11 protein-coding genes and 1 pseudogene are annotated in these 10,669 nt (G+C 65.0%); all 12 read left to right on the top strand.

Going from position 1 to position 10,669, the window contains the following annotated elements; all coding sequences use genetic code 11:
• A pseudogene (locus Q7T45_RS22555) lies at positions 1-168 on the top strand (cytochrome c oxidase subunit II); the annotation flags it as partial.
• 82 nt (positions 169-250) lie between these two features.
• Entirely contained in the window at positions 251-1,870 is a 1,620-nt protein-coding gene (ctaD, locus tag Q7T45_RS22550; RefSeq protein ID WP_304873699.1) for a cytochrome c oxidase subunit I, read from the top strand.
• A gap of 58 nt (positions 1,871-1,928) precedes the next feature.
• Complete coding sequence (locus tag Q7T45_RS22545; protein WP_304873698.1) at positions 1,929-2,864, top strand: heme o synthase; 936 nt, start codon at positions 1,929-1,931, stop codon at positions 2,862-2,864.
• 15 nt (positions 2,865-2,879) lie between these two features.
• Positions 2,880-3,044 (top strand): CoxF protein, encoded by a 165-nt coding sequence (locus Q7T45_RS22540; protein WP_304873697.1) that lies wholly within the window; start codon positions 2,880-2,882, stop codon positions 3,042-3,044.
• A 36-nt stretch (positions 3,045-3,080) separates the two neighbouring features.
• A complete protein-coding gene (locus Q7T45_RS22535; RefSeq protein WP_370691342.1) occupies positions 3,081-3,734 on the top strand; it encodes a cytochrome c oxidase assembly protein in 654 nt (217 codons plus the stop codon).
• Positions 3,735-3,824: 90 nt separating this feature from the next.
• A complete protein-coding gene (locus Q7T45_RS22530) occupies positions 3,825-4,682 on the top strand; it encodes a cytochrome c oxidase subunit 3 (RefSeq protein ID WP_304873695.1) in 858 nt (285 codons plus the stop codon).
• A 196-nt stretch (positions 4,683-4,878) separates the two neighbouring features.
• Positions 4,879-5,268 carry a DUF983 domain-containing protein gene (locus Q7T45_RS22525; protein WP_304873694.1) on the top strand — a complete coding sequence of 130 codons (390 nt, stop codon included), beginning with the start codon at positions 4,879-4,881 and terminating at the stop codon, positions 5,266-5,268.
• Positions 5,265-6,053 carry an SURF1 family protein gene (locus Q7T45_RS22520; protein WP_304873693.1) on the top strand — a complete coding sequence of 263 codons (789 nt, stop codon included), beginning with the start codon at positions 5,265-5,267 and terminating at the stop codon, positions 6,051-6,053. The genes Q7T45_RS22525 and Q7T45_RS22520 overlap by 4 nt, the downstream gene beginning before the upstream one ends.
• 205 nt (positions 6,054-6,258) lie before the next feature.
• The gene (gene thrC / locus Q7T45_RS22515) at positions 6,259-7,677 is read left to right on the top strand and encodes a threonine synthase (RefSeq protein ID WP_304873691.1); all 1,419 of its coding nucleotides are present in this window, start codon (positions 6,259-6,261) and stop codon (positions 7,675-7,677) included.
• A complete protein-coding gene (locus Q7T45_RS22510; RefSeq protein WP_304873690.1) occupies positions 7,674-8,963 on the top strand; it encodes a pitrilysin family protein in 1,290 nt (429 codons plus the stop codon). Before thrC ends, Q7T45_RS22510 begins: the two co-directional genes overlap by 4 nt.
• 188 nt (positions 8,964-9,151) lie before the next feature.
• Positions 9,152-9,739, top strand: coding sequence for a GNAT family N-acetyltransferase (locus Q7T45_RS22505; RefSeq protein ID WP_304873688.1), 588 nt, complete (start codon positions 9,152-9,154; stop codon positions 9,737-9,739).
• Positions 9,740-9,843: 104 nt separating this feature from the next.
• Positions 9,844-10,494, top strand: a complete 651-nt coding sequence (locus tag Q7T45_RS22500; RefSeq protein WP_304873687.1) for a hypothetical protein — start codon at positions 9,844-9,846, stop codon at positions 10,492-10,494.
• The last annotated feature ends 175 nt before the right edge of the window (positions 10,495-10,669 follow it).

Below are 10,669 nucleotides of genomic sequence, written 5' to 3'. Positions count from 1 at the left end.
TACGGCCAGTGCTCGGAACTGTGCGGCAAGGACCACGCCTTCATGCCGATCGCGGTGCGGGTGGTGAGCGATCAGGAATTCGCGGCCTGGGTTGAGACCGCGAAGAAGAAGTTTGCGACCAACCCGGCGAACTCGTTCGCCGCGGCAGCGGGCGCGGTCGCGCAGTAAGCCTGACGGCTTTTAGCGCGGCGATGGGACAAGGGCGACGGGACCGTGAGGTCCGACAGGGACTGCAAGGCAGGATTTGAAAATGGCAACAGCAACACCGGCTCATCACGATCACGCGCATGACGATCACGCGCACGCCAATCCGACCGGCTGGCGGCGTTTCGTCTATTCGACCAACCACAAGGACATCGGTACGATGTACCTGGTGTTCGCCATCATCGCCGGCGTGATCGGCGCCGCGATGTCGATCGCGATCCGTGTCGAGCTGATGTATCCCGGCGTGCAGCTCTTTCACGAGAGCCATACCTACAACGTGTTCGTGACCTCGCACGGCCTGATCATGATCTTCTTCATGGTGATGCCGGCGATGATCGGCGGCTTCGGCAACTGGTTCGTGCCGCTGATGATCGGCGCGCCCGACATGGCGTTCCCGCGCATGAACAACATCTCGTTCTGGCTGCTGCCGGCCTCGTTCGCGCTGCTCTTGATGTCGACGTTCGTCGAGGGTGAGCCGGGCGCCAACGGCGTCGGCGCAGGCTGGACCATCTACGCGCCGCTGTCGACCTCGGGCCATCCGGGACCGGCGGTCGATTTCGCCATCCTGTCGCTGCATCTGGCCGGCGCCTCCTCGATCCTCGGCGCCATCAACTTCATCACCACCATCTTCAACATGCGCGCGCCGGGCATGACCCTGCACAAGATGCCGCTGTTCGTGTGGTCGATCCTGGTCACCGTGTTCCTGCTGCTGCTGTCGCTGCCCGTGCTGGCCGGCGCCATCACCATGCTGCTCACCGACCGCAATTTCGGCACCACCTTCTTCTCCGCCGACGGCGGCGGCGATCCGGTGCTGTTCCAGCATCTGTTCTGGTTCTTCGGCCATCCCGAAGTCTACATCCTGATCCTGCCGGCGTTCGGCATGATCAGCCAGATCGTCTCGACCTTCGCCAAGAAGCCGGTGTTCGGCTATCTCGGCATGGCCTATGCGATGGTTGCGATCGGCGGCATCGGCTTCGTGGTGTGGGCGCACCACATGTACACCGTCGGCATGTCGTCGGCGACGCAGGCCTATTTCGTCGCCGCCACCATGGTGATCGCGGTGCCGACCGGCGTGAAGATCTTCTCCTGGATCGCCACGATGTGGGGCGGCTCGATCGAGTTCAAGACGCCGATGATCTGGGCGATCGGCTTCATCTTCCTGTTCACGGTCGGCGGCGTCACCGGCGTGGTGCTGGCCAATGCCGGCGTCGATCGGGTGCTGCAGGATACCTATTACGTGGTTGCGCACTTCCATTACGTGCTGTCGCTCGGCGCCGTGTTCGGCATCTTCGCCGGCTGGTACTACTGGTTCCCGAAAATGTCCGGCTACATGTATTCGGAGTTCATCGGCAAGCTGCACTTCTGGGTCACCTTCGTCGGCGTCAACCTGGTGTTCTTCCCGCAGCATTTCCTCGGCCTGTCCGGCATGCCGCGCCGCTATATCGACTATCCCGATGCCTTCGCCGGCTGGAACCTGGTGTCCTCGCTCGGCTCCTACCTCTCCGGCTTCGGCGTGCTGATCTTCATCTACGGCGTCATCCTGGCGTTCGTGAAGAAGGAAAAGGCCGCCGACAATCCGTGGGGCGTCGGCGCCACCACGCTGGAATGGACGCTGCCGTCGCCGCCGCCGTTCCATCAGTTCGAAGTGCTGCCGCGCGTGCAGTAGTCGAAAAATGCGCGGCGCATCGTTTGCGCCGCGCCCTTAAACGGAAGAAAGACCTGTCTTGTCGGTTATCGACCACAACGCCATCGAACTGCCTCGCATCTCGGAGGCCAGTGTTGCCGACTACATCGCGCTCCTGAAGCCGCGGGTAATGTCGCTGGTGATTTTCACGGCGCTGGTCGGGCTCGTGATCGCGCCCGGTCATGTCCATCCGGTGCTGGCCTTCACCTCGATCCTCTGCATCGCGGTCGGCGCCGGCGCCTCGGGCGCGCTGAACATGTGGTACGAGAGCGATATCGACGCGCTGATGTCGCGTACCGTCAACCGGCCGATCCCGCGCGGCCGGGTCACGCGTCCGGAAGCGCTCGCCTTCGGCCTGATCCTGGCGTTCTTCTCGGTGATGACGCTCGGCGTCCTCGTCAACTGGCTGGCCGGCGGGCTGCTGGCTTTCACCATCTTCTTCTACGTCGTGGTCTACACCATGATGCTGAAGCGCTGGACCGCGCAGAACATCGTGATCGGCGGCGCTGCCGGCGCGCTGCCCCCGGTGGTGGCGTGGGCGGCGGCGACCGGGTCGCTGTCGATGGAGCCGCTGCTGCTGTTCCTGATCATCTTCTTCTGGACCCCGCCGCATTTCTGGGCGCTGGCGCTGTTCCGCAGCGACGACTACGCCCGCGCCGGCGTGCCGATGCTGCCGGTGGTCGCCGGTCCCGATGCGACGAGGCTGCAGATCCTGCTTTATACGGTGGTGCTGGTCGCGGTGGCGGTTGCACCGTGGCCGCTCGGCTATTTCGACGCCGTCTACGGCGTGACCTCGCTGGTGCTCGGCGCCGGCATGCTGGCGCTGGCGGTCAACGTCTACCGGCTTCGCACCGGCAGCCAGGCGTTGCGCGCGACGCGAAAGCTGTTCGCCTTCTCGATCGTTTACCTGTTCGTGCTGTTCGCGACCTTGGCTCTCGGGGTCGTCGTCCACGCCGTCGCACCTTCGATCTGGTAGGGGGCGCATGAGCGAATGGACAACAAGCCAAAGCCAGACGGAATCGTCCTCACCGAGGCGCAGAAGAAAAGCCGCCGCGAGCGTTCGATCGCCATCGCGCTGGCACTCGGCGTCCTGGTCGTGCTGTTTTTCGCCGTCACCATGGTCAAGGGACCGGCTGTGATGCTGCGGCCGATGTGACGGGATGATGTGATCGACATGGAGCGCCAGCCGACGATGCCGCAACCGCCGACCGCAAGCCAGAAGGCCGCCGCACGCCGCGGGCTGCGCGGGCTTGTATCGCTGCGCGGGCTTGGCCGCGATGCGGCGGTGGCTTCGATCTGCGGGTTCGTCGTGGTGCTGATGGTCGGCGCGTCCTACGCGGCGGTGCCGTTCTACAACTGGTTCTGCCGCGCCACCGGCTTCAATGGCACCACCCAGGTCGCGACCTCGGCTCCATCAGGCGCGCCGCTGGCGCGCAAGATCGCGGTGCGCTTCGATGCCAATGTCGGACCGGGGCTGCCGTGGAAGTTCGAGCCGGAGCAGACCGAAATCGAGGTCCGTATCGGCGAGGTCTTCACCGTGTTCTACAACGTGACCAACCAGTCGGCGCGGGAGACCACCGGGCAGGCCGCCTATAATGTGGCGCCGCTGACGGTCGGGGCGTATTTCCAGAAGATCAACTGCTTCTGCTTCACCGATCAGACCATGGCGCCGGGCGAAAAGCGCCAGATGCCTGTCGTGTTCTACGTCGATCCGGCGCTGGCCGCGGACAGCGAGAATGCCGGGCTGAACACCATCACGCTGTCCTACACCTTCTACCCCATGCGGGAACCGGCACCGAAGCCGCTGGCGGCGAGTGAGCCGGACAAACGCAAGGGCAATCTCTGACCGCCGGATTTTCCGGGATTCAGGGATGGGATTTGATTTTTGAGACGAATACGTGCCGAATAGCACGGCACCGCTAACGGAGAGACCGCAATGGCTACGGCGCACGTCAAGCACCACGACTACCACCTCGTCGATCCCTCCCCGTGGCCGATCGTCGGTTCCATCTCGGCCTTCATCATGGCCGTCGGCGCGGTCACCTGGATGCATCACATGTTCGCCGCCGCGCCGATCATCTTCGGCATCGGCACCATCGGCGTGCTCTACACCATGGCGGCCTGGTGGACGGACGTGATCCGCGAGGCCCAGCACAAGGGCGATCACACCCGCGTGGTGCAGATCAGCCATCGCTACGGCATGATCCTGTTCATCGCCTCGGAAGTGATGTTCTTCGTCGCCTGGTTCTGGGCCTACTTCAATTCGGCGCTGTTCCCCGGCGATACGGTTCATGCCGCCCGCGAGGCGCTGTTCGGCGGCGTCTGGCCGCCCAAGGGCATCGAGACCTTCGATCCCTGGCATCTGCCGCTGTTGAACACGCTGATCCTGCTGACCTCGGGCACCACGGTGACCTGGGCGCATCACGCGCTGCTGGAGAACGACCGCCAGGGCCTGAAATGGGGCCTGATCCTCACGGTCCTGCTCGGCGCGGCCTTCACCTGCGTGCAGGCCTATGAATACGGCCACGCCGCGTTCTCCTTCGCCGGCAATATCTACGGCGCCACCTTCTTCATGGCGACCGGGTTCCACGGCTTCCACGTGCTGGTCGGCACCATCTTCCTGCTGGTCTGCCTGCTCCGCGCCTATGCCGGGCACTTCACGCCGACCCAGCACCTCGGCTTCGAATTCGCCGCCTGGTACTGGCATTTCGTCGACGTGGTGTGGTTGTTCCTGTTCATCTGCATCTATGTCTGGGGCGGTGGCGCCGAAACCATGGCCCGCGCCGCGCATTGATCTGACACCATTGTGCTACAAGGGGGCGGCCGCAGGGCCGCCCCTTTTTTGCTTCCTTCTCCCCTTGTGGGAGAAGGTGGCGCGAAGCGCCGGATGAGGGGTCTCTCTCCGCGGAGACAGACCCCTCACCCGTCTCGAATTCGCTTCGCTCATTCGAGCCACCCTCTCCCACAAGGGGAGAGGGGAAGGACAGAGCATGACCGACGAGACCTTACCCACGGTGGCGCAGAGCGCGATGCGTGGCCTCGCCTGCAGATGTCCGCGCTGCGGCAAGGGCAAATTGTACGCCGGCTTTCTCAACCTGCGGCCCCGATGCGAGTCCTGCGGGCTCGACTATGCTTTCATCGATACCGGCGACGGACCTGCGATTTTCCTGATCATGATCGCCGGCGCCATCGTGGTCGGATCGGCCCTGATCGTGGAGATCAAATACCAGCCGCCGTTCTGGCTGCATGCCGCCCTCTGGCTGCCGCTGATTCTCGCGACCACGTTGCTGCCGATGCGGTCGATGAAGTCGCTCCTGATCGCGCTGCAGTTCCACCACAAGGCGGCACCCGGCCGGCTGATCGATCGCGAGCCGAAATGAGCGCGATCCTTGCGACCCGGCGCGGTGTCGCCGGCTTCGGCATTTTCTCGCTGGCGATGGTGGCGCTGTGCATCGGCCTCGGGGTGTGGCAGTTGCAGCGCCGCGCCGAGAAGCACGCGCTGATCGCGGCGCTGACCGAACGCCTCGCGGCGGCTCCCGGCGCGCTGCCGCAGGCCTCGCAATGGAGCGCGCTGACGCCGGCCCGCGATGAATTCCGCCGCGTCCGTTTTGTCGCGACCTGGCAGTCCCGTCCCGATGCGATGGTCTACAGTGCAGGCTCGGCGGTACGCGACGATGTCTCTGGCCCCGGCACCTGGGCGTTCCTGCCCGCAACGCTGCCCTCAGGCGAGATCCTCGTGATGAATGCCGGCTTCGTGCAGAACACGATGCAGGATCGCGCCCAGCAGGACCGCGCGGTGACACGGTTGATCACCGGTACGCCGGTGACGCTGACGGGTTACCTGCGCTTTCCGGAAAGCGCAGGCCCGTTGACGGCGCCGGAAAACATGGAAAAACGGCTGTGGTTTACCCGGGACCATCTGGCGATGGCGCGGACGCTGGGCTGGGGCGAGGGCGGCAAGCCGGTCGCACCGTTCTACATCGACCTGGAAACGCCGGTGCCTGCGAGCGGCATCCCGAAACCCGGCCCGCTCACGGTCCAGCTCAAGGACAACCACATGCAATATGTCATCACCTGGTTCGGCCTCGCGGGCGCGGTCGCGATCGCGTTCGCCGTGTGGTGGCGCGCGCAAAGGCGGGGGATGAAGGGCTTGCGGATCAGTTGACCTGTTACCGATGTCGCCGGTCTATTCGGTTACCCATGTAGCCGGGTTGGACCGAAGAGCGCTTCGCCATCTCCGCGACCCGAAGAACCGGTTTCCCCTTGCATCCAAAACGCTTTATGGTGCGGCTCGACTTCGCCACCGGCAGAGTTAGATAAATTACTGATATCAAAGGCTTGGCGATAGCCTTGAGCCTTTGGAGGGCGGTTTGACGCGGTATATTTCGACGCGGGGGGAGGCCCCCACGCTAGGTTTTTGCGACGTGATGCTGACCGGGCTTGCCCGCGACGGCGGCCTTTATGTGCCCGAGACCTGGCCGCAATTGTCGCCCGAAGCCATCGCCGGATTGTTCGGCCGGCCCTATTGGGAAGTCGCGGTCGAGGTGATTCGCCCGTTCGTCGGCGGCGAAATCTCCGACGCCGATCTCGGCCGCATGGCCAATGAGGCCTACGCCACGTTCCGCCATCCCGCCGTGGTTCCGCTCGACCAGACCGGTCCCAATCAATTCATGCTGGAGCTGTTTCACGGCCCGACGCTGGCGTTCAAGGACGTCGCGATGCAGCTGATCTCGCGGCTGATGGACCACGTGCTTGCCAAGCGCGCGCAGCGCACCACCATCGTGGTCGCGACCTCGGGCGATACCGGCGGTGCGGCAGTCGATGCCTTCGCCGGCCTCGACCATGTCGATCTGATCGTGCTGTTTCCGCATGGCCGGATCTCCGACGTGCAGCGGCGGATGATGACGACGTCGGGCGCCCCGAACGTCCATGCGCTCGCCATCGAGGGCCATTTCGACGATTGCCAGGCGATCGTGAAGGGGCTGTTCAATCATCACGGCTTTCGCGACGAGGTCGCGCTGTCCGGCGTCAACTCCATCAACTGGGCGCGGATCGTCGCGCAGGTGGTGTATTATTTCACCTCGGCGGTGGCGCTCGGCTCGCCCGCGCGCATGGTGGATTTCACCGTGCCGACCGGGAATTTCGGCGACATCTTCGCCGGCTACGTCGCCAAGAAGATGGGCCTGCCGGTGCGCTGGCTGCGGATCGCCGCCAACATCAACGACATCCTGCCGCGCACGCTGAAGACCGGCATCTATGAAGTGCGCGAGGTTCACGCCTCCGCCTCGCCGTCGATGGATATCCAGGTCTCCTCGAATTTCGAGCGGCTGCTGTTCGAGGCTGGCGGACGCGATGCCGCCAGCGTGCGCCGGTTGATGGCGTCGCTGAAACAGTCCGGACGCTTCGTGCTGCCCGACGCGACGCTTTCGGCGATCCGCGCCGAATTCGACGCCGGCCGCGCCGACGAAACCGAAACTGCCGCCGCCATCCGCGCCGCCTGGCGCGAGGCCGGCGATCTGGTCGATCCGCATACCGCGGTGGCGCTGGCGGTGGCGGACCGCGACACCCCGGATTCGAAAATTCCCAACATCGTGCTGTCGACCGCGCATGCCGCGAAATTCCCCGATGCGGTGGAGGCGGCGTGCGGCGTGCGTCCGGAACTGCCGGCCTGGCTCGAGGGTTTGATGACCAAGCCTGAACACATCACGGTCATGAAGAACGACCAGGTCGAAGTCGAACGATTCGTGCGCTCGGTCAGCCGCGCCGCGAAGCAAGGAGTTGCCGGATGAGCGTCGATGTCACCAAGCTTCCCTCCGGCCTCACCGTGATTACCGATTCCATGCCGCATCTGGAGACGGCGGCGCTCGGGGTGTGGGCCGGTGTCGGCGGCCGCGACGAAAAGCCCAACGAGCACGGCATCTCGCATCTGCTCGAACACATGGCCTTCAAGGGCACCACGCGGCGCTCGTCGCGGGAGATCGTCGAGGAGATCGAGGCGGTCGGCGGCGATCTCAACGCCGGCACCTCGACCGAGACCACGGCCTATTATGCCCGGGTGATGAAGGCCGACGTGCCGCTGGCGCTCGACGTGCTCAGTGACATCCTGGCCAATCCGTCCTTCGTGCCGGACGAGCTGGAGCGCGAAAAGAGCGTCATCGTGCAGGAGATCGGCGCGGCCCAGGACACCCCCGACGACGTGGTGTTCGAACACCTCAACGAGCTGTGTTTTCCGGATCAGCCGATGGGACGCTCGCTGCTGGGGACGGCAAAGACCCTGAAAGGCTTTAATCGCGATACGCTGCAAGGCTATTTGTCGACGCATTACCGCGGTCCCGACATGGTGGTGGCGGCCGCCGGCGCGGTCGATCACCAGCGGGTCGTGGAAGAGGTGGAGCATCGGTTCGCCAGCTTCGACGGGCCGCAGGCGCCGAAGCCGCAAGCGGCGATGTTCGGCAAGGGCGGCTCCCGCGTGGTGCATCGCGACCTCGAGCAGGCGCATCTGACGCTGGCGCTCGAGGGGGTGCCGCAATCCGACCTGTCGCTGTTTTCCCTGCAGGTCTTCACCAACACGCTCGGCGGCGGAATGTCGTCGCGGTTGTTCCAGGAAGTGCGCGAGAAGCGCGGGCTGTGCTACTCGATCTACACCTTCCATGCGCCCTACAGCGACACCGGATTTTTCGGGCTCTACACCGGCACCGACCCGGGCGACGCGCCTGAGATGATGGAGGTGATCGTCGACGTCATCAACGACGCGGTCGAGACACTGACCGAAGCCGAGGTGGCGCGCGCCAGGGCGCAGATGAAGGCGGGGCTGCTGATGGCGCTGGAAAGCTGCTCGGCGCGCGCCGAACAGCTGGCGCGCCACGTGCTGGCCTATGGGCGGCCGTTGACGGTGGAAGAACTGGTGGCCCGGATCGACGCGGTCAGCGTGGAATCGACCCGCAACGCCGCCCGCGCCCTGTTGTCGCGCAGCCGCCCGGCGGTGGTGGCGCTCGGCAGCGGCAGGGGTCTGGACACGGCGGTGAGTTTCGCGGAAGGTTTGACTCGGTCGAAGGCGAAGTCACTGCTGCACTAGGTTTGGACTATGGGAGCTTGCTGCCATGCTTCGAGACGCTCGCGCCGCTCGCTCCTCAGCATGAGGGTGGTTGTGTTTCAACAACTTCAACCTCATCCTGAGGAGCCGAGCGCAGCGAGGCGTCTCGAAGGATGGGCAGCAACACCGGTGTGTGATTACTGGTACTAGGGCAGGGGAGAGTTTCAGGCATGGCCCTGTTTCGTTTGCCATCCAGCGGACCGGCGGCGCTCGCCCCGCGTGGCCACGGCCTGTTGCTGCGTGCGCCGCAGATGTCCGATTTCATGCCATGGGCGCAGCTGCGCGAATCGAGCCGGGCGTACCTCACGCCATGGGAGCCGATCTGGCCGTCCGACGACCTGACCCGCTCGGGCTTCCGGCGCAGGCTGCGCCGCTATGCCGAAGACATCGCCGCCGACCGGTCCTATCCCTTCATCGTGTTCCGGGAATCCGACGGCGCCATGATCGGCGGCGTGACGCTGGCGAATGTCCGCCGCGGCATCGTGCAGGCCGGCACCATCGGATATTGGGTCGGGCAGCCCTATGCGCATCGCGGCTACATGACGGCGGCGCTGCGGGTGCTGCTGCCGTCGCTGTTCGGCGAGCTCAACCTTCACCGCATCGAGGCCGCCTGCATTCCCACCAATTCGCCCTCGATCCGCGTGCTGGAGAAATGCGGCTTCGCCCGCGAGGGCCTGGCGCGGCGCTATCTCTGCATCAACGGCGTCTGGCAGGACCACCTGCTGTTCGGGCTGCTGCACGAGGATTTTCGCGGCTGACCCCATTTTATCAGCGTTTCGTACGCCTTTGGTTCGCCGCCATTGCCCTGCTATAAAGCAGCCGGGGACGATATTCAGAACACGCAAGTTACCAGGGACATCGCATGGAGGATAAACCTGTGATCAGGACGGCCGCGCGGATGGCGCTGTTGGCCGCGATTTCATTGGCCATGGGCTTTGGCATGCTGGCTTCACCGGCATCGGCGCAGTCGATCACCGATCGCTTCAAGGGCCTGTTCGGCGGCAAGTCGGAGGAGGCTCCCGCGCCGGGCGCGCCGCCCGCCGCCGACCAAGCCCCTGATGGACTGTCCTGTCCCCCGGTCAGCATTCGCGCCGGAGCCTCCACCTATCAGGTGGCAGCCCCCGGCAAGCAGCCGGTCGGCAATGACCTGCGCTTCCAGGTGACGATCACCCGGACCGCGCGCGAGTGCAGCTACACTGGCGGCGAGATCACCGCGCGGATCGGCATTCAGGGCCGCGTCATCGCCGGCCCCGCCGGCGCTCCCGCCACCGTCGATATCCCGATGCGGGTGGCGGTGGTGCAGTCCGGCGTGCAGGAAAAAACCATCGCCACCAAGGCGTACCGGACCTCGGTGACGATGTCGGAGGACGGCAGCGTGCCGTTCACGCTGGTTGCCGAAGACCTGGCCTATCCGGCGCCGCCGGGAGCGGTCGGCGATTCCTACATCTTCTACATCGGATTCGATCCGCAGGCGCTGAAGCCGGAACCGAAGGCGAAGCCGAAGAAGAAGTAGGCGCACTTGCTTACCCTCCCCTGGAGGGGGAGGGTCGGCTCGCATCGCGTAGCGAATGCGAGACGGGGTGGGGTGACGGTCTCTCAACCCGGGCATTGTTCGCGATGATAGACTTTCACCCCACCCCGCCGCTCTCCGGACGATGCTTCGCATCGCCGGGCTCGCGTCGACCCTC

Origin of the sequence: Bradyrhizobium sp. (assembly GCF_030646015.1) — a bacterium.
In the GTDB taxonomy this organism is placed as follows: domain Bacteria; phylum Pseudomonadota; class Alphaproteobacteria; order Rhizobiales; family Xanthobacteraceae; genus Bradyrhizobium.
Note: the sequence above shows the minus strand (reverse complement) of the source record. Positions and strands in the feature narration are given on the sequence as shown.

What these genes read in the sequence shown, in the direction of transcription:
- Q7T45_RS22530 (WP_304873695.1), top strand. Translation starts at nt 3,825, where the DNA reads ATGGCTACGGCGCACGTCAAGCACCACGACTACCACCTCGTCGATCCC.
- Q7T45_RS22500 (WP_304873687.1), top strand. Translation starts at nt 9,844, where the DNA reads ATGGAGGATAAACCTGTGATCAGGACGGCCGCGCGGATGGCGCTGTTG.
- Q7T45_RS22520 (WP_304873693.1), top strand. Translation starts at nt 5,265, where the DNA reads ATGAGCGCGATCCTTGCGACCCGGCGCGGTGTCGCCGGCTTCGGCATT.
- Q7T45_RS22510 (WP_304873690.1), top strand. Translation starts at nt 7,674, where the DNA reads ATGAGCGTCGATGTCACCAAGCTTCCCTCCGGCCTCACCGTGATTACC.
- Q7T45_RS22535 (WP_370691342.1), top strand. Translation starts at nt 3,081, where the DNA reads ATGCCGCAACCGCCGACCGCAAGCCAGAAGGCCGCCGCACGCCGCGGG.
- ctaD (WP_304873699.1), top strand. Translation starts at nt 251, where the DNA reads ATGGCAACAGCAACACCGGCTCATCACGATCACGCGCATGACGATCAC.
- Q7T45_RS22525 (WP_304873694.1), top strand. Translation starts at nt 4,879, where the DNA reads ATGACCGACGAGACCTTACCCACGGTGGCGCAGAGCGCGATGCGTGGC.
- Q7T45_RS22505 (WP_304873688.1), top strand. Translation starts at nt 9,152, where the DNA reads ATGGCCCTGTTTCGTTTGCCATCCAGCGGACCGGCGGCGCTCGCCCCG.
- Q7T45_RS22540 (WP_304873697.1), top strand. Translation starts at nt 2,880, where the DNA reads ATGGACAACAAGCCAAAGCCAGACGGAATCGTCCTCACCGAGGCGCAG.